This window comes from Comamonas terrae (genome assembly GCF_001544075.1).
Lineage (GTDB): Bacteria > Pseudomonadota > Gammaproteobacteria > Burkholderiales > Burkholderiaceae_C > Comamonas > Comamonas terrae.
Map to the genome: position 1 here is coordinate 645,826 of NZ_BCNT01000001.1, position 22,607 is coordinate 668,432.

The 22,607-nt window shown below is 66.1% G+C and carries 22 protein-coding genes; all 22 read right to left on the bottom strand.

From position 1 onward, the window contains the following. Window positions 1-14: 14 nt before the first annotated feature. Window positions 15-860 (bottom strand): polysaccharide deacetylase family protein, encoded by an 846-nt coding sequence (locus Cte04_RS03015; protein WP_066471469.1) that lies wholly within the window; start codon window positions 858-860, stop codon window positions 15-17. 130 nt (window positions 861-990) lie between these two features. Continuing rightward, window positions 991-1,935, bottom strand: coding sequence for a YncE family protein (locus Cte04_RS03020; RefSeq protein ID WP_066471957.1), 945 nt, complete (start codon window positions 1,933-1,935; stop codon window positions 991-993). Window positions 1,936-2,220: 285 nt separating this feature from the next. Beyond that, window positions 2,221-2,526, bottom strand: a complete 306-nt coding sequence (locus tag Cte04_RS21855; protein WP_217997562.1) for a hypothetical protein — start codon at window positions 2,524-2,526, stop codon at window positions 2,221-2,223. Window positions 2,527-2,656: 130 nt separating this feature from the next. Beyond that, window positions 2,657-3,181 (bottom strand): phosphoribosyltransferase, encoded by a 525-nt coding sequence (locus Cte04_RS03025; RefSeq protein WP_066471472.1) that lies wholly within the window; start codon window positions 3,179-3,181, stop codon window positions 2,657-2,659. Between the two features lie 47 nt (window positions 3,182-3,228). Continuing rightward, window positions 3,229-4,605 carry an adenylosuccinate synthase gene (locus Cte04_RS03030; protein ID WP_066471478.1) on the bottom strand — a complete coding sequence of 459 codons (1,377 nt, stop codon included), beginning with the start codon at window positions 4,603-4,605 and terminating at the stop codon, window positions 3,229-3,231. A gap of 36 nt (window positions 4,606-4,641) precedes the next feature. Next, window positions 4,642-5,790 (bottom strand): ATP phosphoribosyltransferase regulatory subunit, encoded by a 1,149-nt coding sequence (locus Cte04_RS03035; RefSeq protein ID WP_066471479.1) that lies wholly within the window; start codon window positions 5,788-5,790, stop codon window positions 4,642-4,644. Window positions 5,791-5,883: 93 nt separating this feature from the next. Further along, window positions 5,884-6,072, bottom strand: a complete 189-nt coding sequence (locus Cte04_RS03040) for a DUF2065 domain-containing protein (RefSeq protein ID WP_066471481.1) — start codon at window positions 6,070-6,072, stop codon at window positions 5,884-5,886. 86 nt (window positions 6,073-6,158) lie between these two features. Beyond that, window positions 6,159-7,049, bottom strand: a complete 891-nt coding sequence (gene hflC / locus Cte04_RS03045; protein ID WP_066471483.1) for a protease modulator HflC — start codon at window positions 7,047-7,049, stop codon at window positions 6,159-6,161. Window positions 7,050-7,058: 9 nt separating this feature from the next. Continuing rightward, window positions 7,059-8,450: an FtsH protease activity modulator HflK gene (gene hflK, locus Cte04_RS03050; protein ID WP_066471485.1), complete on the bottom strand. Its 1,392-nt coding sequence runs from the start codon at window positions 8,448-8,450 to the stop codon at window positions 7,059-7,061. 71 nt (window positions 8,451-8,521) lie between these two features. Next, window positions 8,522-9,724: a GTPase HflX gene (gene hflX / locus Cte04_RS03055; protein WP_066471488.1), complete on the bottom strand. Its 1,203-nt coding sequence runs from the start codon at window positions 9,722-9,724 to the stop codon at window positions 8,522-8,524. Window positions 9,725-9,790: 66 nt separating this feature from the next. Next, entirely contained in the window at window positions 9,791-10,045 is a 255-nt protein-coding gene (gene hfq, locus Cte04_RS03060) for an RNA chaperone Hfq (RefSeq protein ID WP_066471490.1), read from the bottom strand. Between the two features lie 102 nt (window positions 10,046-10,147). Beyond that, window positions 10,148-11,491, bottom strand: coding sequence for a ribosome biogenesis GTPase Der (der, locus tag Cte04_RS03065; RefSeq protein ID WP_066471496.1), 1,344 nt, complete (start codon window positions 11,489-11,491; stop codon window positions 10,148-10,150). 59 nt (window positions 11,492-11,550) lie between these two features. After that, window positions 11,551-12,690, bottom strand: a complete 1,140-nt coding sequence (gene bamB, locus Cte04_RS03070) for an outer membrane protein assembly factor BamB (RefSeq protein ID WP_245633265.1) — start codon at window positions 12,688-12,690, stop codon at window positions 11,551-11,553. A 35-nt stretch (window positions 12,691-12,725) separates the two neighbouring features. Next, window positions 12,726-13,403, bottom strand: coding sequence for a YfgM family protein (locus Cte04_RS03075; RefSeq protein ID WP_066471499.1), 678 nt, complete (start codon window positions 13,401-13,403; stop codon window positions 12,726-12,728). Window positions 13,404-13,442: 39 nt separating this feature from the next. Further along, window positions 13,443-14,711 carry a histidine--tRNA ligase gene (gene hisS, locus Cte04_RS03080; protein ID WP_217997563.1) on the bottom strand — a complete coding sequence of 423 codons (1,269 nt, stop codon included), beginning with the start codon at window positions 14,709-14,711 and terminating at the stop codon, window positions 13,443-13,445. A gap of 212 nt (window positions 14,712-14,923) precedes the next feature. Then, complete coding sequence (gene ispG, locus Cte04_RS03085) at window positions 14,924-16,210, bottom strand: flavodoxin-dependent (E)-4-hydroxy-3-methylbut-2-enyl-diphosphate synthase (protein WP_066471504.1); 1,287 nt, start codon at window positions 16,208-16,210, stop codon at window positions 14,924-14,926. A gap of 17 nt (window positions 16,211-16,227) precedes the next feature. After that, window positions 16,228-17,226: a helix-turn-helix domain-containing protein gene (locus tag Cte04_RS03090; protein ID WP_245633266.1), complete on the bottom strand. Its 999-nt coding sequence runs from the start codon at window positions 17,224-17,226 to the stop codon at window positions 16,228-16,230. After that, window positions 17,219-18,061: a type IV pilus biogenesis/stability protein PilW gene (gene pilW, locus Cte04_RS03095; RefSeq protein ID WP_174522875.1), complete on the bottom strand. Its 843-nt coding sequence runs from the start codon at window positions 18,059-18,061 to the stop codon at window positions 17,219-17,221. The genes Cte04_RS03090 and pilW overlap by 8 nt, the downstream gene beginning before the upstream one ends. Before the next feature lie 26 nt (window positions 18,062-18,087). Next, window positions 18,088-19,209 carry a dual-specificity RNA methyltransferase RlmN gene (gene rlmN, locus Cte04_RS03100; RefSeq protein ID WP_066471973.1) on the bottom strand — a complete coding sequence of 374 codons (1,122 nt, stop codon included), beginning with the start codon at window positions 19,207-19,209 and terminating at the stop codon, window positions 18,088-18,090. Between the two features lie 156 nt (window positions 19,210-19,365). After that, window positions 19,366-19,791: a nucleoside-diphosphate kinase gene (gene ndk / locus Cte04_RS03105; RefSeq protein ID WP_066471512.1), complete on the bottom strand. Its 426-nt coding sequence runs from the start codon at window positions 19,789-19,791 to the stop codon at window positions 19,366-19,368. A gap of 133 nt (window positions 19,792-19,924) precedes the next feature. Beyond that, window positions 19,925-21,496, bottom strand: coding sequence for a pseudouridine synthase (locus tag Cte04_RS03110; protein WP_066471514.1), 1,572 nt, complete (start codon window positions 21,494-21,496; stop codon window positions 19,925-19,927). Continuing rightward, on the bottom strand, window positions 21,493-22,593 hold the full coding sequence (scpB, locus tag Cte04_RS03115) for an SMC-Scp complex subunit ScpB (protein ID WP_066471516.1): 1,101 nt from the start codon (window positions 22,591-22,593) through the stop codon (window positions 21,493-21,495). The genes Cte04_RS03110 and scpB overlap by 4 nt, the downstream gene beginning before the upstream one ends. Window positions 22,594-22,607: the final 14 nt, after the last annotated feature.

Below are 22,607 nucleotides of genomic sequence, written 5' to 3' on the forward strand. Positions count from 1 at the left end.
CTTCCTCCTAACACTCAGGCCGCATGCGGCCGGGCGATCCAGCCCTGGTACGCCGGATGCTCGGCCAGCGTTCGAAAACAGAAGCCTCTTTCCAGCAGGCCCACGATCAAGGGCTCCAGCACCGCCGGCGCCCATGGGTCCTTGCGCGACCAGATCCCCAGATGCGCCAGCAGGATATCGCCGCTGCGGATGTTCTTCAGCGCCCGATCCAGCAGCTTGTCATTCGGATACCTATCGCTGGGCAGCTCGTCGCCCAGAAAGCCTGCCGCCGCCCAGCCCACCTGCTGGTAGCCGCCCTTTTGCGCCGCGGCGATCAGGGCCGGCGATGTCTTGCCGCCCGGCGCGCGGTACAGGGGCAGTGTCTTGTGGCCCGTGATGCTTTCAAGACGATTCGCGGCCTTGGCAATCTCGGCGCAATACTCGTCCGCCGAGACCACGAAGGTCTGGTTGGCACGCTCGCCGGCCGAGGGCCGGACCTTGAAATGCGTCACCTGGCCCGTTGCCGAATCGCGTATGTCCGCCATCCAGTACATGTGGTCATAGGTGTGCGAGGCCAGCCGATGCCCTTCTTCGGCGCGCGCCTTCCACCAGGGCGCCCAGAAGTCGCCCAGGCTGCTGCCGCCCTCCTTCGTGGGCTCGTTCGCCGCGAAGAAGGTGACCGGCACCCGGTGCTTCTGCAGCACCTGGGCCACGAACTGGGCAATGCCCATGTGGCCGGTATCGAAGGTCAGGTACACGGGCTTGCCGCAGCCCGGCGCAGCGGGCGCACCGCCCTGCGCCGCCGCGGCCGAAGCCTGCAGCGCCCAGAGGCCGGAACCGGCGAATGCCGCCGTGGCCGAGATGAATTGACGTCTTAGCATCCACCCTCCTTGAGGTGGCCGGATTGCCGGCCCGCCGCATGCCGGGCGGAAGCGGCAGCCGGCCGAAAGGCCGTGCCGCGGCCCCGGCTGCCTGGATGGAGCCGGGCGCAGGCTCGAAGTTCCGCGGCGATCAGCGTGCCGCGTGGGCCAGCGTCCACACGCCGTGCGGCGACTTGCCCACGCTCACCTGCTGCACCACCTTCTTTTCCACGGTGTCGATCACCGAAAGCTTGCGCGCCCAGCGCGAGCTGACCAGCAGGTAGCGGCCGTCGGCGGAGACATCCATGCAGTCCGGGCCGCCGGGCGCCGGGTAGCTGGCCACGACCTGGTCGGTCACCATGTCGATCTTGCTGATGGTGTTGGCCACGCGGTTGCTCACATACAGGTGGCGGTTGTCGCCGGCGGCGCGGAAGGCATGGGCGCCGGCCGCGGTCTTGATCTGGCCCAGGCTGCGCGGCTCGGGACCGGTGATGTCGAAGACCTCGACGCCATCGCCGCCGGTCAGGCCCACGAACAGCTTCCTGCCGTCGGGGCTGCCGTAGACGTCGGCCGGCATGGGGCCGGTGGGCACGCGCGCCTTGATGGTCTGCGTGGCGATGTCGATGGCGACCAGGGCGTCGCTGTCCTGCATGGTCGAATACACGGTCTTGCTGTCCGCGTCGATGAACAGGTGGCTGGGCGTCTTGCCCGTGGACACACGCTTGACCAGTTGCGGCGTCTGCGTGGCCGCATCCCAGCGGTAGAAGTCGATGTGGTTGAGGCGGTTGGCCGCGGTGATGAACCACTTCATGTCCGGCGAAAAGCGCAGGTGGTAGGGGTCCACGATGTCGCGGATCACGCGCTGCACGGCACCCGTGCGCGGGTCCACCAGCGTGAGCGAGTCGCCCAGCGCATTGGCCACGACCAGGGATTTCTCGTCGGGCGTCAGGTACAGGTGATGGGGCTCCTTGCCCGTGGGAATGCGCGACAGCTCCTTCCAGCCCACGGGGTCGATCACGCTGATGGAGGCGTCGAGCGAATTGAGCACGAAGATGGGCGTGGTGCCCTGCACGGACTGCGCGGCCTTGGCCGGCATCACGGCACCCACGGGTGCCGCGAGAGAGGCCGACGGCGCTGCCGCCTGCCCCTGGCCAGCCAGGCTGGCAGCCGTATTGCGTGCAGCAGCGGCTGCACCGCCGGCCGCCGGAGCCGCAGCCGCCGGTGCCGCGGGCTGCGCCACAGCCGCCCTGGCCGGCTTCAAGCCCGGCCAACCCGAAGTGGCCAGCCATGCGGCGGCTCCGCCGCCCACCGCGAGCACCACGACCACGCCCAGCACACTGATGCGCCCAATAGAGAGACGTCTCACAAAACCACCACCTTCTCAGAATTGACGCAGTGTAGCCGCGCCCGGACAGCCCGCCGGACTCAGGGCCCAATAGCCGGCTGCGGACTGTGAAAAATGCTGGGGCACCGCCGGGCATGGAACGCCGGCCACGGCGTGGGAACTGCGCCCGTCCACCCGGGCCGCCGGCAAAAAAACCACAGCTGGCCCGGCTTCGCCCACCAACTGCACGGCATTTGCGCTGCCGCAAGACATGGCGAAATCGCCGCCTTGCACAGGTGCCGTACCCAGCCTTGCATGAAAAAAGTGAGCTGCTTGCGCCTGATATTCAATGACTTCAAACATAAAACACCTTGAACTCATTTATTTTCATGCGCTTGCAGCTCTTGATCCAGGAGCAAACCACACAGGGACCGTCCCATGAAAAAAGAGCCCCAAGGGCTCTTTCTGGCGGGCGCAAAGACAGGCTGTACGCTCAGATCTTCCACTTTTCCAGCAGCTTTTCGGGGCGCAGCGTGTCGTAGCCTTCGAACGGCTGGTGGATCCAGGGGTTGGTCGGCAGGAAGTCCACCGAATAATCGGCCTCGAAGGTCGAGATGCCCTTGGTCCAGATCACGGCGCTGCGCAGCTCGGTGATGGGCTGGTAGTTGGTCTTGAGCATGGCGATCACGGCCTTGAGCGTGGCGCCCGAGTCCGCCAGGTCGTCCACCAGCAGCACGCGGCCGGCGATCTCACCCTTGGGCGTTGCGATGAAGCGGCCGATATCCAGATGGCCCTGCACCGTGCCGGCTTCGGCACGGTAGGAGCTGGTGGACATGATGGCCAGGGGCTTGTCGAAAATGCGGCTCAGGATGTCGCCGGGGCGCAGGCCGCCACGGGCCAGGCACAGGATGGTGTCGAACTCCCAGCCCGACTGGTGGATCTTGATTGCCAGCTTCTCGATGAGACCGTGGTACTCGTCATAGCTTACATACAGGTGCTTGCCGTCTTCCGTCAGCATATGGGGTCCTATTGAATGGTGGGTTCAGTAAAAACCGTGAGCCGCCGTTATTGCGCGCTGTACGGGTTGTGCATCAGGATGGTGTGGTCGCGGTCCGGGCTGGTCGAGACCATGGCAATCGGCACGCCGGTCACTTCGGCGATGCGGTCCAGGTAGCGGCGCGCATTGACGGGCAGCTTGTCGTATTCGGTCACGCCCACGGTGGATTCGGTCCAGCCGGGGATGGATTCGTAGATGGGCTTGCAGCGCTCGATGTCGTCCGCGCCCAGGGGCAGCAGGTCGATCTTCTCGCCGTCGAGCTCATAGCCCACGCACAGCTGCAGTTCCTCGATGCCGTCGAGCACGTCCAGCTTGGTGATGCACAGGCCCGACAGGCCATTGATCTGGGCCGAGCGCTTGAGCAGCGCGGCGTCGAACCAGCCGCAGCGGCGCGAACGGCCGGTGGTCACGCCCTTCTCGGCGCCCACGGTGCTCATGATCCAGCCGGGCGTGCCTTCCTTTTCCCATTCCAGCTCGGTCGGGAAGGGACCGCCGCCCACGCGGGTGCAGTAGGCCTTGGTGATGCCCAGGATGTAGTGCAGCAGGCCGGGGCCCACGCCGGCGCCGGCAGCCGCATTGCCGGCCACGCAGTTGGACGAGGTGACGTAGGGATAGGTGCCGTGGTCCACGTCCAGCAGCGTGCCCTGCGCACCTTCGAACAGCAGGTTGCCGCCGGCTGCGTGCACTTCGTTGAGCTCGCGCGACACGTCGGCGATCATGGGCTTGAGCAGCTCGGCATGGCGCATGGCCTCGTCGTACACCGCGTCGAACTGGACTTCGCCGTCCCGCATGTACGGAGCCAGGCCGGCGCCGAAGTCGAAGCTCTTCGAGCCCAGCACGTTCACCAGGATATGGTTGTGCAGGTTCAGCAGTTCGCGCAGCTTGGCGGCGAAGCGCTCGGGATGCTTCAGGTCCTGCACGCGCAGCGCGCGGCGGGCTATCTTGTCCTCGTAGGCCGGGCCGATGCCCTTGCCCGTGGTGCCGATCTTCTGCACGCCGCCCTGCTCGCGGGCCGCTTCGCGGGCCACGTCCAGCGCCTGGTGGAAAGGCAGGATCAGCGGGCAGGCTTCGGATACGCGCAGGCGGTCGCGCACCTGCACGCCGGCCTTTTCCAGGCCTTCGATTTCCTCGAACAGCTTGCCCACGGACAGCACCACGCCGTTGCCGATGTAGCACTTCACGCCGGGGCGCATGATGCCGCTGGGGATCAGGTGCAGCGCGGTCTTGACGCCGTTGATGACCAGCGTGTGGCCGGCATTGTGGCCGCCCTGGAAACGCACGACGCCGTTGGCGCTCTCGGTCAGCCAGTCGACCAGCTTGCCCTTGCCCTCGTCACCCCACTGGGTGCCGACCACGACCACATTGCGACCTTTGGATGTTTTCATATTCCAATCCGGTAAATCGAAGAATTAGTCAAAAGCCTAAATGGCTTGCACGACCCATTGCCCGCCCTGCTGGACGAGCTCGCGGTCGCAGTGGAACTCGTCCACTTCGCTTTCGTGCCCCGGCAGTACGCAGACCACCGTCTCGCCCTTCTGGCGCAATGCGGCGATGGCCGCGGCCACCTGCACGTCATCGCCCCAGGGAGCGCGAATGGCAGCCTTGAGCGGGCGCTCGGGCACGACAGCCACCAGTTGTTTGATATCGAGGCTGAAGCCGGCCGCCGGGCGGTTGCGCCCGAAGACAGCGCCGACTTCGTCATAGCGGCCGCCGCGCACCAGCGCATCGCTGCCGCCGGGCACGTAGATCGCAAAGCGCGTGCCGCTGTAATAGGAATAGCCGCGCAGGTCGGCCAGATCGAAGCTCACCTTCACGCCGCTCAGCCGCTCGGCCAGCCAGCGCAGATGCGATAGCAGCTTGCGCACGCCGGGCGTGCGCTCCAGCAGCTTTTCGGCCTGATCCAGCACTTCCATGCCGCCATACAGCTGCAGCAGCGCCAGCAGGCCTTCGCGCGAAGCTGCGGGGAAATCCCGCGTCAGGCGGGCCAGCTCGGTCGCGTCCTTGGAGGCCAGTGCCGCATGCACGTTGCGCAGCACCTGCGCCTCCACCATCACGCCGGCCAGCAGATTGCGAACGATGCGGACATCGGCCAGGTCCACGCTGATGTCGGTGACGCCGGCGCTCCTGAGGCAATCGAGCGCCAGGTGCAGGGCTTCCAGGTCGGCTTCCAGCCCTTCGTGGCCGTAGATCTCGGCGCCGAACTGCAGCGGCTCGCGCGTCGCGCGCGGGCGGTCGGGCCGCGCATGGACCACGGGGCCGCAGTAGCACAGCCGGGTCAGGCCTTTGCGGTTGAGCAAATGGGCGTCGATGCGTGCCACCTGCTGCGTCATGTCGGCGCGCAGGCCCATGGTGCGGCCGGAGAGCTGGTCGACCAGTTTGCAGGTTTGGATATCCAGGGCTTCGCCGGTACCGGTCAGCAGGGAGTCCAGGTACTCCAGCATGGGCGGCATGACCAGTTCATAGCCATAGCCGCGCGCGGTATCGAGCAGTCCTCGACGCAATTCTTCGATGTGCCGCGCCTCGGAGGGCAAAACATCGGCAATGTGATCCGGCAGGACCCAAGCAGACATGGAGAAAGGGGGAGGCTGTTAAAAACGCGATTCTACCGGCTTTGCCGGGCATGCCCAATTTGCCCCGCAAGGCCTGGCCGATATTTGCGGTATTCAGAGCAGGATCAGCAAAATGACTCCCGCTGCGATACAGAGCAGGCCGCAAAAGCGCAGCTGCCCGTCGCGCAGCTGCATGAGCTGCAGGAACAGCTGGCGCCACTGCTGCGGCGCAAACAGCGGCATCAGCCCCTCGAAGATCAGCATCAGCGCAAGGGCCAGGCCCAGGGAATCGCTCCACTCCATATCCCGCTCTCCATCTCCATCGCTGGGTCGCAACACAATGAACAATGGCCCGCGAAGGGGCCATTGCGATGACAGTCCTGCCGGCCCTACCGGGCAGCGGCGCCGCCATTGCGGTAGGCCTTGAAGAAATCGCTCTGCGACGGATCGAGCACCAGCACGTCGCTCTTCTTGGCAAAGCTTTCCTTGTAGGCTTCCAGGCTGCGGTAGAACTGCGCGAACTGCGGATCCTTGCCGAAGGCTTCGGCATAGACGCGCGCGGCTTCGGCATCGCCTTCGCCCTTGACCTTCTGCGCGTCGCGGTAGGCATTGGCAATCGTGATGTCGCGCTGGCGGTCGGCCTCGGCACGGATTTTCTCGCCTTCGGCCGCGCCGGTGGAGCGCAGCTCGTTGGCCACGCGCTTGCGCTCGGCCTCCATGCGGCGGTAGACCGATTCGGTGATGGTCTCGGCATAGTCCACACGGGTGATGCGCACGTCCACGATGTCCACGCCCCAGGGCTTGGCGCCGCGCACGGTCTCCAGCACCTCGCGCTTGACGTCGGCCATCAGCGCCTCGCGCTTGGACGACAGCAGCTCGCGCACGGTGCGGCGGTTGATTTCCTCCTGGAAGGCATTGCGCACCACGCGGTTGAGCTGCAGCGCGCCCGCGCTTTCATCCAGTCCCACGTTGCGGATGTATTCCGACGGGTCGGAGATGCGCCAGCGCACATACCAGTCGATCACCACGCGCTGCTTTTCGGCCGTCAGCATGGGCTCGGTGTCGGTGCTGTCCAGCGTCAGCAGGCGCTTGTCGATGTAGCGCACGTTCTGGAACGGCGGCGGCAGCTTCCAGTTCAGTCCGGGCTCTGTGATCACTTCCTTGATCTGGCCCAGCGCATAGACCACGCCGAACTGGCGCTGGTCGACCACGAACAGCGTGGAACTCAGCAAAGCCAGCACGACCAGAACGCTGGTGACAAAAAATCCGATTCGATTCACTGCATTCTCCTAGCGCGATTCACGTTCACGGCTGCGGTCACGGCTGCGGGCCTCGCCCGCGGGCACCGGCGTCACACGCACGGCAGGCGGCACCGACGATGCCGGGGCGCCGGCAGCCGGCACCCCGGAGGCATCGGCCGCGCCTGCGGCGGCCGTGTTGCTGCTCACGCTCTGCATGATCTTGTCCAGCGGCAGGTACAGCAGGTTCGAGCCCTGGCGGGACTCCACCAGCACCTTGGTCACGTTGCTGTAGATCTGCTGCATGGCGTCGATGTACAGGCGGTCGCGCGTGACCTGCGGCGCCTTCTGGTACTCGGTGAACAGCGAGCTGAAGCGCCCGGCATCGCCCTGCGCCTGCGCCACGATGCGGGCCTTGTAGGCAGCCGCCTCTTCGCCCAGCCGCGCCGCCGAGCCGGCAGCGCGCGGAATCACGTCGTTGGCATAGGCCTGGGCCTCGTTCTTGGCGCGCTCGCGCTCCTGGCCGGCCTTGAGCACGTCGTCGAAGGCCGCCTGCACCTGCTCGGGCGGACGCACGCCGCCCTGTTGCAGGTTGATGCCCACCACTTCCACGCCCACCTTGTAGCGATCCAGAATGGTCTGCATCAGATCGCGCACGCGCGGCGCGATCTGGTCGCGCTCCTCGGCCAGGGCCGAATCCATGCGCATCTTGCCCACGACTTCGCGCACGGCCGACTCGGCCACCTGCACCACGGCTTCCGACGGGCTGCGGCTTTCGAACAGCCAGGCGCGCGCGTCGTTCAAGCGGTACTGCACGGCGAACTTGATCTCGACGATGTTCTCGTCCTCGGTCAGCATGGCCGACTCGCGCAGACCCGTGCTGCGCACGATGTTGTCGCTGCCCACGTCGGCCGAGCGGATCTGCGAGACATAGACCAGCTCATGCTTCTGGATCGGATACGGCAGGCGCCAGTTGAAGCCCGCGCCCACGGTGCTCTTGTACTTGCCGAACTGGGTGATGACGGCCTGCTGGCCTTCCTGCACGATGAAAAAGCCCGTGCCCAGCCAGATCAGCACGGCCACGCCGGCGATCACGAAGATGCCCTTGCCGGCATTGAAGGGCTCGGAAGGCTGGCCGCCGCTGCGGCCGGGCGGCAGGCCACGGCCCGGCTTGCCGCCAAACAGGCCGGAAAGCTTGCGGTTGAGGTCATGCCAGAGCTCGTCCAGGTCCGGCGGCTGGCCCTGCTGGGAAGGCGGCCGCGGACGCTGCTCGGGGGCGGGCGGAAGTTCCGGGCGTTCGCTGTCGGGGCGCTGGCCGTCAGGGCGCGAGCCTTCTTCGTTGTTGTTGTCGCTGCGGCCCCAGCGGGGATCGTTCAGATTGAACATCCCGCGAATGCGTTGTGGCAGCACCGCCCAGCGATGGACGCGTTGTGAAAAATTCATGCGAGAAGTCTCTGTATTTCCAAAAAGACATGAACCATGGCTGGCATTGTGCCCAATAGAGACATGAGTCCCTAGTATTGCGCGTCGGAATCAGGGGACATCCCGGAGGATTCGTCCTGCCTTTCATCGTCTGCGTTGCCAGCCCCCTCTCGTGCTTGCAATACCCGGTCCGCCAGCATCTGGCGCAGCTGCGGCAGTCCCTGCCCCGAGCGGGCGCTGACGAACACGCGCGGCACAGGAACGCCGTCGAGCTCGTAGTCGTCCTGCAGCGCGGCAGGCAGGCGCTCGGGCTCGATGGCATCCAGCTTGTTGAAGACCAGGATCTGGGGCACATCATGAGCCCCGATTTCAGCCAGAACTTTTTGGACTTGTTGGATTTGTTCCGGATAGCCGGGGTTCGATGCATCCACGACGTGCAGCAGCAGATCCGCGTCGATGGCTTCCTGCAGCGTGGCCTGGAAGGCATCGACCAGCCCGTGCGGCAGGTCCCGGATGAAGCCGACGGTATCGGACAGCGACACAGATTCCTGCGCCTCGTTCAGATACATCTGGCGCGTGGTGGTGTCCAGCGTGGCGAACAGCTGGTCGGCCGCATAGGCGCGGGCCTTGACCATGGCGTTGAACAGCGTGGACTTGCCGGCATTGGTGTAGCCCACCAGCGAAATATTGAAGACCTCGTGGCGCGCGCGCTGGCGCCGCTGGGTGGTGCGCTGCTTCTTGACCTTCTTCAGGCGCTCCTTGGTGCGCTTGATGGCCTCGTCGATCATGCGGCGGTCCAGCTCGATCTGCTTTTCGCCCGGGCCGCCGCGGCCGCCGATGCCGCCCATCTGCCGCTCCAGGTGGCTCCAGCGGCGCACCAGGCGCGTGCTGACGTACTGCAGCCGGGCCAGTTCCACCTGCAGCTTGCCCTCGTGGCTTCTGGCCCGCTGGGCGAAGATCTCCAGGATCAGCATGGTGCGGTCGTTGACCGGCATCTGGATATGGCGCTCCAGATTGCGCTGCTGGGCCGGGCTCAGGGCCTGGTCGAACCAGATTTCCTTGGCGCCGTGCATCTGGGCCAGCATGCGGATCTCGTCGGCCTTGCCGCTGCCCACGAACAGTGCGGCATCGGGCGCCTTGCGCTTGCAGGTCAGGCGTGCAACGGGCTGCAGGCCGGCGGTCTGCGCCAGCAGGCCCAGCTCCTCCAGCTCGTCGTCAAAATGGGGAAAGCCAAAATCCACGCCCACCAGCAGCACCGGTGCAGACGCGGAGCGTTCAAAGAATTCAGAACTCAAATACCTCTCCCGTGGGGTGAGGAGCCTCGCAGGCAGTGCTGCGAGGCATCAGCACGGCACGGCCGATCAAGCGGCGGCGGCTTCGTTGTCCGCAGTGGCTGCGGCGGAGAAATTCACGGCGCGGCCGGGAACGATGGTGGAGATAGCGTGCTTGTAGACCATCTGGGTCACGGTGTTGCGCAGCAGCACCACGTATTGGTCAAACGACTCGATTTGGCCTTGCAGCTTGATGCCGTTGACCAGGTAGATGGAAACCGGCACATGCTCGCGGCGCAGCGCGTTCAGGAACGGATCTTGGAGGAGTTGACCTTTATTGCTCACGATATTCTCCGTGTTCGAAGAGTGTTGTTGTAAACCGACACGTTACCACAGCGCCATCAGGGTCCATGCAAAAAAGGGTTTTCCCCTACGCGCTGCGGCACGTCATTTGTTCTTGTCGGCAAAAGGATTATGGGAGGTTTTCATCTCGATGCGCAACGGCGTGCCCACGAGATTGAACTCCTTGCGGAACCGGGTTTCCAGGAAGCGCTTGTAGGCATCGGTGACCAGCTCCAGCGAATTGCCGTGGATCACGATGACCGGCGGATTCATGCCGCCCTGGTGGGCATAGCGCATCTTGGGACGGTAGGCGCCGACCTTCTTGGGCGTCTGGAACTGGATGGCCTCCATCAGCAGGCGCGTGAGCACCGGCGTGGGCATCTTGCAGGTGGCCGCGCGGTGGGCCTGGATGATGGACTTCCACAGCGGCTCGATGCCCTGGCGCTTCTGGGCCGAGATGAAGTGCAGCGGAGCGAACTTCAGGAAGGACAGACGCGACTCGATGGAGCGCTCCAGCATCTGGCGCTGGTAGTCGTCCACGGCATCCCATTTGTTGATGGCCAGCACCACGGAGCGGCCGCTTTCCAGGATGTAGCCCGCGATGTGGGCGTCCTGGTCGGTCACGCCCTGCGTGGCATCGATGAGCAGCAGCACCACATTGGCAGTCTCGATGGCCTGCAGCGTCTTGACCACCGAGAACTTCTCGATGGCCTCGAACACACGGCCCTTGCGGCGCAGGCCGGCCGTGTCGATGAGCTCGAATTTCTGGCCGTTGCGCTCGAACGGCACGGTGATGGCATCGCGCGTGGTGCCGGGCATGTCGAAGGCCACGAGGCGCTCTTCGCCAAGCCAGGTGTTGATCAGCGTGGACTTGCCGGCATTGGGTCGGCCCGCCACCGCCAGCCGCACAGGGCGCTGGTCGTCGTCGCCAAAGATTTCCTCTTCGGGTTCGGGCAGGTTCAGCATGCCCAGTGCGGCGTCCACGAGGCTGCGCACGCCCTGGCCGTGCGCGGCCGATACCGCCATCACCTCGCCCAGGCCCAGCTCATAGAACTCGGACAGCTGCGCGCCGTCCTTCATGCCCTCGGCCTTGTTGGCCACCAGCACCGTGGGCTTGCTCAGGCGGCGCAGGTACTGGGCGATCTCATGATCCTGGCCCGACAGGCCAGCGCGCGCATCGAGCACGAATACGACCACGTCGGCCTCGGCCACGGCCTGCTGCGTCTGCTTGGCCATCTCCTTGAAGATGCCGCGCGTCGCATCGGGCTCGAAACCGCCGGTGTCGATGACGATGTATTCGTGCTTGCCCTGACGGCCCTGGCCGTAATGGCGGTCACGCGTCAGCCCTGCAAAGTCGGCGACGATGGCATCCCTCGACTTCGTGAGCCGGTTGAAGAGCGTCGACTTGCCCACATTGGGGCGCCCTACCAGGGCAATAACTGGCTTCATTACCAAAAATACCTATTGGGATCTGCAAGGCCCGCGAGAGCCCGGGCAGATCATGCTTATCAATCCGGCCGGAAGCCGTACACAGTTCCGCTGCGGCCGACCACCACCAGCGTATCGGCCACCGCCACCGGGGCCGTGGCCACACCGGTCTTGTCGGTTTCCAGGCGCGCCAGGGCCGAGCCGTCCTCGCGCGACAGCAGGTGCACCGTGCCCAGGTCGTCGCCCAGCACCACCGAGCGGCCCAGCACCAGCGGTGCCGTCAGCTTGCGGTACTGCAGCTTGTCGACGGACCACAGGCGCGAACCGTCGGCGCGGCGCCATGCCTGCACCGTGCCGTTGCTTTCGGCGCCGAACACGGATTGCTCGTCGCCGTCGATGCCATCGCTGCCCTTGGAGTTCTGGGTCCAGCGCACCGTGGCATTGTTGGTATCCACGCAGCCGACGGAGGCCTGGAAGGCGCGTGCGCAAACGCTGCTGCCGATACGGCTGACATGACCGACCAGATCCACCAGGCGCTCCACGTCATTGGTGCCGCGCGGGCTGGCCAGGGGAGCCTCCCAGCGCACGGAACCCGAATCCGGGTCCACGCCCACGAGACGGCCCGACAGGCCGGCCACCAGCGTGTTGCCCACGGCGATGAGCACGCCCGGCTGGCGCAGGATCAGGGGCTCGCCCGGACGGTCGGCAAACCACAGCTCGCGGCCGGTGTTGGCATCGAAGGCCGACAGCGAGCGGTCCGCAGCCATCACGAACACGCGCCCGCCGGCCACCAGCGGCGGCGTGTAGACGGCGGCCTGCAGCTTGTGGGACCACAGCTTCTTGCCTTCGGCAAACACCAGCAGCTGGTTGCTGCCGGTCACCATGGCCGTGCGCTCGCCATCGCTGCCCACGCCGGTGGTCAGAGGCTCGCCCGCGCTGATCTTGCCCAGCTGGTTGCCGGTGCGGCCATCCAGCGTGGTCACGCTGCCGTCCTTGGCCACCAGGGTCACGGTATCGCCGCGCACCAGCGCCGGCATGGCCAGGGGCGCTTCGCTGCCCAGCTTGGCCGTCCAGGCCTGGTGAACCTGGATCAGGCCGGGATTGGGCCCCAGGTCCAGCGGCTTGGGCTTTTCGCCGCTGCTGCTGAAGATGGAGCAGGCGCCCAGGGCCATGGACAGCGCGGACACGGCCAGCCAGCGCGGCACGGCAGGCGATTTCATTGCGGACTTCATTGAGCAGGCAAAAGTCTTCAAGATTAGTTCTCCGATGGCGTTGTCTTGGCCTGGGCCACGGTGGCAGGCGTGGCGCCCAGCGCATTGAGCTTGAACTCGATCAGGTGGCGGTAGTCCAGATCCTTGTCCAGCGCCTTGTAGGCGATCTGGTACTGGGCCACGGCCTCCTGCGGCTTGCCGAGGGCCGCATACAGGTCGCCGCGGCGGTCGGCCTGCAGCCCGGAGAAGGATTCGGGCATGGAGCCTTCCAGCGCCTTCAGGCCTTCGTCGAACTGCTTTTGCTGCTCCAGCACGGTGGACAGGCGGATCTTGGCGATGGCCTTGTAGCCCTCGTCGCCCGTCTCGGCCACCCAGGCCAGCGCGGCCCTGGCATCGTCGAACTTGCCCGCATCCACCGCAGCCTTGGCCACCAGCAGGCCGGTCTGGGCCGCCTGCACGGTGCCGCCGAATTTGCTCTTGAGCTCGGCAAACGCCTGGTCGGCACGGGCCTGGTCCTTGCCGGCCAGGGCCACGTCGACGGCATGCTCGAGCGCCGCCGCCTGCACGGCCTGGCGCTTTTGCCAGTACTGGTAGCCATTCCAGCCGGCCAAGCCCAGGAAGATCACCACCAGCACGCTGGTGATCAGCGTGCCCCAGGTGTTCCAGAAATGCTTGAGCTGATCGAGTTGCTCTTGTTCTTCAAGGTCGAAATGACTTGCCATGGCTTGTGTTGTTGTGCTGGGTCGTTAACGGGATGGAGCTCAGTCGGCCGATTTTAGGGTGTCGGCCCAGTCCTGAACCTGCGCCAGGGATTGCTGCTGCTGCGCGCCCTGCCCGTCACGCAGCGCCTTGACCGTGACCATGCCCTGGGCCAGCTCGTCCGCACCGAAGATCAGCGCAAAGCGCGCACCCGAGGCATCGGCCTTCTTGAACTGGGATTTCATCGAGCCCATGCCTTCGGCGGAGCCGCCGGCGGCCGCATGCATCTGCACGGCCACGCCGGCAGCGCGCAGACGCTGCACGGTCTGGAAGACCTGGGGCAGCGCCGCTGCATCGGGAATGATGGCATAGGCGTCGGCCGCGGGCTGCGGGATCTCGGCGCCGATTTCCTTGAGCAGCTCGAGCACGCGCTCGATGCCCATGCCCCAGCCCACGGCCGGAGCGGGCTTGCCGCCGATTTCCTCGATCAGGTAGTCGTAGCGGCCGCCGCCGCAGATCGTGCCCTGCGAGCCCAGCTTGTCGGTGATGAACTCGAACACCGTGAGGTTGTAGTAGTCCATGCCTCGCACCAGGCGCGGGTTCAGCGTCCAGGCCACGCCGTTGGCATCCAGGATGTCCTGCACGGCCTTCAGGTGGGCCTTGGAAGCCTCGCCCAGGTAGTCGAACAGCTTGGGCGCGGCGTTGACCATTTCCTGCATGGCAGGGTTCTTGGTGTCCAGCACACGCAGCGGGTTGGTGTACATGCGGCGCCTGGCCTCTTCGTCCATCACGCCGGTGTGCTGCTCGAAATAGGCGACCAGCGCCTCGCGGTGGGCCTTGCGCTCCTCGGGCTGGCCCAGGCTGTTGAGCTCCAGGCGCACGCCCTCGATGCCCAGCTCCTTCCAGAGCTGGTCGGCCAGCAGGATGACTTCGGCGTCCAGCTCGGGGCCGGCAAAGCCCATGGCTTCCACGCCCACCTGGTGGAACTGGCGGTAGCGGCCGCGCTGCGGGCGCTCGTGGCGGAACATGGGGCCGATGTAGAACAGGCGCTTGCCGCCGTCGTACAGCAGGTTGTTCTCGACGATGGCACGCACCACGCCGGCCGTGCCTTCGGGACGGATGGTCAGGTGCTCGCCGTTGAGCTTGTCCTCGAAGGAGTACATCTCCTTCTCGACGATGTCGGTCACCTCGCCCAGGCCGCGCACGAACAGGGCCGTGGGCTCGACGATGGGCGTGCGGATGTTGCGGTAGGCAAAGCGTCCCATCAGGTCGCGCACCTTGCCCTCGAACCACTCCCAGCGCGCGGAATCGGGCGGGAGGATGTCGTTCATGCCTTTGATGGCGGTCAGTTTTTCGTTCTTGGCCACGTGAAATCTCACATCTGGGCTACTCTGAAAAAAGGAGCTTGCTGCGCGCAGCAAACCTTGATTTCACAGAGAAACCATAATCAAATTCATATGGATAGCGCGCTAGCTGCTATCAATTCCTGAGACAGGCTTGCGACCATTGTGCCAGCAAGCCGCTCCTTCCCCTGTTTGCCGGTTCAGCCGCGGGTGCCGTAGCGGCGCTGCACATAGTCCTGGACGATGGCCTGGAACTCTTCGGCAATGCGCTCGCCGCGCAGCGTCATCGCCTTCTCGCCATCGATGAAGACCGGCGCCGCAGGCGCCTCGCCCGTGCCCGGCAGGCTGATGCCGATGTCGGCATGCTTGCTCTCGCCGGGACCGTTGACGATGCAGCCCATCACGGCCACCTTCATGGCTTCCACGCCCGGATAGCGGGCACGCCAGAGCGGCATTTCGCCGCGCAGGAAGTCGTCGATGCGCTTGGCCAGCTCCTGGAAGGTGGTGCTGGTCGTGCGCCCGCAGCCCGGACAGGCCGTGACGCTGGGCACGAACACGCGCAGGCCCAGAGCCTGCAGGATTTCGGAGGCCACCACCACTTCCTGCGTGCGCGCCTCGCCGGGCTGGGGCGTGAGCGAGACGCGGATGGTGTCGCCGATGCCTTCCTGCAGCAGCACGGACAGCGCGGCGGTGGAGGCCACCGTGCCCTTGGTGCCCATGCCGGCCTCGGTCAGGCCCAGGTGCAGCGCATAGTCGCAGCGCTGCGCCAGCGCACGGTAGACCGAGATCAGGTCCTGCACGCCGCTGACCTTGCACGAGAGGATGATGTTGTCGCCGTTCAGGCCCATCTCCTCGGCGCGGCGCGCGGACGAGACGGCCGAGGTGATCAGCGCCTCGTACATGACCTGGCGCGTATCCCAGGGACGGGCACGCCGGCTGTTGGCATCCATCAGCTCGGCCATGATTTCCTGGTCCAGCGAGCCCCAGTTCACGCCGATGCGCACTGCCTTGTCGTATTTGGCGGCAATCTCGATCATCTGGCCGAACTGGCGGTCCTTCTTGTCGCCCTTGCCCACGTTGCCGGGGTTGATGCGGTACTTGGACAGCGCCTCGGCGCAGGCCGGGTAGTCGGTCAGCAGGCGGTGGCCGTTGTAGTGGAAGTCGCCCACCAGCGGCACGTACTCGCCCATGCGGTCCAGCTGCTCGCGGATGTAGGGCACGGCGGCCGCGGCCTCGGGCGTGTTGACGGTGATGCGCACCATCTCCGAGCCCGCCTGGGCCAGCTGGCGCACCTGGATGGCAGTCTCCACGGCATCCACGGTGTCGGTATTGGTCATGGACTGCACGCGCACGGGCGCGTCGCCGCCCACGGTGACCACGTTGTTGCGCCAGACCACGCGCGCCTGGCGCGAGCGGCGCGGCAGCGGCGATGCGATCGCGATGGGTGCCGCCTCGCCCGGCTGCTGCGAATTCTCGGAATCTTGCACTCTTGTCACCTTGAGGATCACTTCACCTCGAAGCGGGCCACGTTGTCGCGCGTGCCCGCGATGTCCAGCGGCTCGCCGCGCACCAGTACCTGGGTACCCTTGGCATTGCCCACGATCACGGACAGGGGCAGCTCGCCGCCGGCGGTCACGGCCTCATCCTTGGCCAGCGTCTTTTCCAGCACCACCTTGCCCTTGGCATCCCTGACCTTGACCCACGATTGTGCGCTGGCGCGCATTTCCAGGACGGCGCCAGAGGCTTGCGCAGGGGCGGCGGCCACCGGAGCCTGGGCAGCAGCGCTGCCGGCTGCACTTGCCGCCGCTGCGGAACTGGCCGGCTCCGCTGCGGGCGCTGCTGCGGCAGGCGGCTGCACCGGCGTGGCCGCATTGACCGCGTCGGCCGTCACGGCCTCGCTGCTGCTGCCCGGGGCTGCCGCCGGCGCCTGGCTCGCCACCGGGCTGGTGACGGTGCTGCCGGCGGCGGCCCCTGCATCGGCCGCGCCGTGGGCAGCCGCCGCAGCGGCAGGCGCCTGGGCTTGCGGCCCGGCATCGCCGCTCTGGTGCAGCGGCACGAAATAGACGGCTGCCGCAGCCGCCAGCAGCAGCAGCACGCCGGCCACGACTTTGCGCGAACCGTGGGAAGAGCCACCCAGCGAGGTGCCCGCGCTGCGGAAATGGCTGCGCTCCTTGACGGTGGCATTGATGCCCGGGCCGGCCTTGCTCAGGCTCTTGGGCTCGGTGCGCGGCAGTGCAGCCAGCACCGGGGCCGCATCGATGCGCAAGGTGCGGCACATGCCCATGGCCAGCGCCCGCATGAACACGTGGTCGGGAAAGGCTGCGTAGTCGTCGGCCTCCAGGGCCTCCAGCTTGCCTTGCGGCACCTTCAATGTCGCCGCCAGGCTGGGCAGCTGCACGCGCGCGGCCTCGCGGGCCTGGCGCAGCAGGGCACCGGCCGTCATCTGGGGCTGCACTTGCTCGTCGCTTTGCATATTCACCTTGTCCACCGCACTGTCACTCATTGAATGCACCCCGCTCATACGCGAGCCACTGGCGCGATTGCGGGAAACGTCGCTGCAATTGATCGGCCAGCTGGCGCACACCGATGTCGTCGCGCAAAGCCCTGTCGATCTTGATGCCCAGCCACAGGCTCTCGGCGCTGGACTGGTTGGTATTGTTCAGGCGGCGAATATAGAACTGGGCCTTCTTGGCCTCGCCCTTTTGCCACAGCACGTTGGAGAGGTTGTAGGCCGCCGCGGGGTTGCCCACGTCCATCTCGTACGCGCTGAACAGGTTCTGGTAGGCCGGCTCCAGCTGGCCGGCCTGCTGGTAGCACAGGCCCTTGGCCAGCAGGGTCTTGGGCTGCTCGCGGTAGCCCGGCGCCTTCATCGCCTTGTCGAACCATTGCTGGGCCTGGTCGAAGTTCTGCTGCTGGCACTGCAGCCAGCCGTAGTTGTGGATCTGGTTGCCGTCCTGCGGGCTCAGCTCCATGGCCTTGCGCATGGCGATGTCGGCCTTGGGCCAGTCGCGGTTCTGCATCAGGATCAGGCCCAGCAGCCCATAGGCATCGGCATAGTTGGGATTGGCGGCGAGGGCCTGGCCCACCTCTTCCGTGGCCACATCCAGGCGCCCGGCCTGGAAATAGTTGGCGGCCAGTTCCAGGCGGATCTGGGCGCGGCGCTGGGCATCGGCTGCGGGCGCATTGGCCGTCGCGGTCGCCGTGGGCGGCACCAGCGTGCTGGCCGAGTTGCTGGCGCAGCCTGCCAGCACAGCAGCGACAACCGGCATTCCCCACCAGGCCCATGACCTCCACGAGCCCCCATGTTTTCCGCGCGGTTGTCCTGCCACTGCCTGCATGTACGGTTCCCTCTTGCGAATGTCCCTCAAGACACCTGCTTGAGGGTGATGGTGCGCTGCCTTGCCATGCGCTCGGCAGCACGAGTCCTGTCCTTCACGTCCCCGGCCAGCTGGCCGCAGGCCGCGTCGATATCGTCGCCGCGCGTCTTGCGCACGGTCGTCACGATGCCGGCGTTGTTCAGCAGATTGGCAAATTCGGTCACCCGGGCTGCGGGCGACCGCAGCAGTCCCGAAGCCGGGAAGGGGTTGAACGGAATCAGGTTGAATTTGCACCAGCTCTTGCCATCGCCGCGCGCGCGCACCAACTCTATCAGCTGGCGCGCATGCTCAGGCTGATCATTGACGCCATCGAGCATGCAATATTCGAAAGTGATGAAGTCGCGCGGCGCGAATTCCAGATAGCGCAGGCAGGCATCCAGCAACTCGGCGATGGGGTACTTCTTGTTCAGCGGCACCAGGTTGTCGCGCAGCGGATCGTTGGGCGCGTGCAGCGACACGGCCAGCGCCACCGGGCAATCCTTGGCCAGGCGGTCCATCATGGGCACCACGCCCGAGGTGGACACCGTCACGCGGCGCCGCGACAGGCCGTAGCCGTGGTCGTCCAGCATCGCCCTGAGCGCCGGCACCAGGGCGCCATAGTTCTGCAGCGGCTCGCCCATGCCCATCATCACCACGTTGGAGATGACGCGCTCGTCGGTGCCCAGGCGCTTTCTCAGCGCATGCTCCGCGTACCACAGCTGCGCCAGGATCTCGCCCGTGGTCAGATTGCGGCTGAAGCCCTGATGCCCCGTCGAGCAAAAGCGGCAGCCCACCGCGCAGCCGGCCTGGGACGACACGCACAGCGTGCCGCGGTCGTCCTCGGGAATGAAAACGGATTCGACGGCATTGCCGTCACCCACGTCGAAAAGCCACTTCACGGTACCGTCGGCCGAGACATGTTCGGTCACGACGGGCAAGGCGGTGATGTGGGCCCGGCTCTTGAGCTTTTCGCGCAGGGACTTGGCCAGATCGGTCATCTGGTCGAAATCGCTGGCGCCGCGCTGGTGGATCCAGCGGAAAAGCTGCGTGGCGCGGAAACGCTTCTCCCCGAGCTGCTCGCAGTATGCGGTCAGGCCCTCGAGGTCGAAATCAAGCAAATTGGTTGTCATATCGGCAGGTGGCTGCAGGTGGCGGTCCAACACCGGAGGCATTGAACGGCCTGGGTTTGCCACGCCGTTGCCTGCGGCTTGCGCTGCTGACACCGGCTCCGCAAACGCGAAGCCCTGGCGTCAGAGCGAAAGCATGCGGCAGAAAGCCAGCGTGGATTAACGCGAGTAAACGTTCATGCCGGGGAAGAAGAATGCCACTTCCACGGCTGCGGTTTCAGCGGCGTCGGAGCCGTGCACGGCGTTGGCGTCGATGCTGTCGGCGAAGTCGGCGCGGATCGTGCCCTTCTCGGCCTTCTTGGGGTCGGTGGCGCCCATCAGCTCACGGTTCTTCAGGATGGCGTTCTCGCCTTCCAGGGCCTGGATCATCACGGGGCCGGAGACCATGAAGTCCACCAGGTCCTTGAAGAAGGGGCGCTCCTTGTGCACGGCGTAGAACTGCTCGGCCTCCAGGCGCGACAGGTGGACCATCTTGGCGGCCACGACCTTCAGGCCGGCAGCTTCAAAACGGGCGTAGATTTGGCCGATCACGTTCTTGGCAACTGCGTCGGGCTTGATGATGGAGAGAGTGCGTTCGATAGCCATGGTGTTTGGTTCCTACTCAGGGTTACTATGGTTTTTGCCGGAAAGGCAAAACCGTCGATTTTAGCGGTGCCGCCATAGACCTGGGCGAACCCGGGCCACGCGGCACCACTCAAATACTGGCAGCGGGCCGCTCTCAGCGGCCGCCACGGCGACCACCGGGGCCGCGCTTGGCGTTCTGGCGCGCGCGCGAAAGGCTGTCGCCGCCGATATAGCCCACCGAGGTGCGCATGGGATCGGGCTGGCTGCCTTGCGTACGTCCGCCGGCCGCGCCTTTCTTGCTGCCGCCAAGCGCCTTGCCGCGCGGGCGATCGGGCCGGTCACCCAGCATGCCGCTGGGCGCTGGGCGGTTGCCGTCCCACTCGCCGCGGCGCTGGCCACCCCCTTCGCGGCGGCCGCTCTGGGGACGGTCGGCATTGAAGCCGCCGCGGCCGCCATTGCCCCGGCCGTTGCGGCTGTTGCGATTGCCGCCACGGCCGTTGTGGGCCGAGCGGTCGACGGCGGGGCGCTCCTTGACGCCGGCCACCGCCATCAGCGCCTGGATGTCCGCCTGATCCAGCTCCACCCAGGCGCCGCGCTTCAGGCCGCGCGGCAGCATCATGGCGCCGTAGCGGATGCGGATCAGGCGGCTGACCGCGTGGCCCACGGCCTCGAACATGCGGCGCACCTCGCGGTTGCGGCCCTCGGAGATGGTGACGCGATACCAGCAGTTGGCGCCTTCGCCGCCGCCGTCCTCGATGGAACCGAAGGCGGCTTCGCCGTCCTCCAGCTGCACGCCGTCCAGCAGGCGCTGCTTTTCCTCGCTGCTCAGCGCACCCAGCACGCGGGCCGCGTATTCGCGCTCCAGGCCGAAGCGCGGGTGCATGAGGGAGTTGGCGAGCTCACCCGAGCTGGTGAACAGCAGCAGGCCTTCGGTATTCAGGTCCAGGCGGCCCACGGACTGCCACTTGCCATGCTGCAGCTTGGGCAGCTTGCGGAACACCGTGGGACGGTTCTGCGGATCGTCATGCGTGACGACCTCGCCCACGGGCTTGTGGTAGGCGATCACGCGGGCCGGCGGCGGGTCGATGCGAAAGCGTATCGGCTTGCCGTTGACCTTGACCGTGTCGCCGAACTGGATGCGCTGGCCGATGTGGGCAGGCTCGTTGTTGACCGAGATGCGGCCTTCCAGAATCATCTGCTCCATTTCCAGGCGCGAGCCCAGGCCCGCCTGGGCCAGCACCTTGTGCAGCTTGGGTGAATCCACCTGGGGCTGGAGCACGCGCTTGGCCGGCATGGCCGCGCCGTTTTCCTCGTCGGCATCGAATTCGCCGGAGACCACGTCGGCAAAGCCATAGCCCTGCGAAGCCTTCTTCTGCGCCCTGGCATTGTTTCTGGCTGCAGCGCCCGTCTGTTCGACGGCATCTGCTTCCATTTCAAGAGCATCCCCGTCAGCATGCTCTTGGGCGGAGCCCACGACCTCCAACGGCTCCGGCACAGCTTCAGCCAGCGGCGCGGCATCGGCAACCGCTTCCGGCAGGCTCTTCTCGGCTGCCTTGCGGGGCTTTGCCGCCGCACGCTTGCGCGGAGCAGCAGGCTTTTTCTCGGCCGCAGCGCCGTCCTTGGGCTGGGTGGTCCGGGGCTTGCGCGGCTTCTTCGCGGCAGCGCTGGCGTCCGCTTCGGATGGCAGAGCCTGTCCATCCTGCATCTGGGTCGATGTCTCGTTCATTGAGATTTTCCTTCGGCAATGGATCCATTGCCGTCATCCATATTCATGTCGTCTGCCGGCTCGCCCTGCTCGGGCAGCGCGTCCGGCGCAATTGCTTTCGCTTCGTCGGCATCGTCTTCTTCGACGCCATAGTCGTCTTCCAGAAAGGCCTTCAGGCCCATCCATTCACGCCGGCCCGGCTTTGGCTCGGGGGCGCGCTTGGCACGGTCGGCTTGGCCCGCCGGCACAGGCTTTAGCGACGCCGTGGGCGCCGGCTTGGGCGACCTCTGCCCTGTCTCCACCGGCGGCTCAGCGACAGGCGGAGGCACCCGCTCATCACCCGGCTCGCCCTCATCCATCGCTTTGCCGGCCTGCTCCAGCTCCTTTGGCGAGTCGTCCGAAGGCTGCGGCAAAACCTCGCCCGCCTCCTCGACGGAAGGCTCCGCCGCCAGTTCCGGCCCGCCCGCAGCAGGCCCGGCACCATCCTGCGGACTTTGCCCGGATTCCGGCACCGGATCGACCGCGGCGGTCTGCGCCTCGTCCTCCGGCACGGCAGGCACTTGTTCTGCCCCCTCTTCCAGCGACTTGAACAGGCTTTGCTGGGCCTGCGTTTCCTCCAGCATGGGCAGCTGGTCCAGCGACTGCAGGCCCAGGTCGTCCAGGAACTGGCGCGTCGTGGCGAACAGCGCCGGACGTCCCACGGTCTCGCGGTGGCCGATCACCTCGATCCAGCCCCGGTCCTCCAGCTGCTTGATCAGCAGGCTGTTGACCGTCACCCCCCGGATGTCCTCGATATCCCCGCGCGTCACAGGCTGGCGGTAGGCGATGATGGCCAGCGTCTCCAGTGTCGCCCGCGTGTACTTGGGCGGCTTTTCGGGATGCAGCCGGTCCAGGTAGACGCGCATCTCGGGCCGGCTCTGAAAGCGCCAGCCCGAAGCCACCTGCACCAGTTCCACGCCCTTGAGCGCCCAGTCCTTTTGCAAGGAAAGCAACAAGTCCTTGAGCGTGTCCGAACCCAGCACATCGTCAAAAAGTGAGCGCAACTCGCGCAACGTGACTGGCTGCGGGGCACAAATCAATGCTGTTTCAAGAACCCGCTTGGCATCTACCGTATTCATGGGTGCAGCGTTTC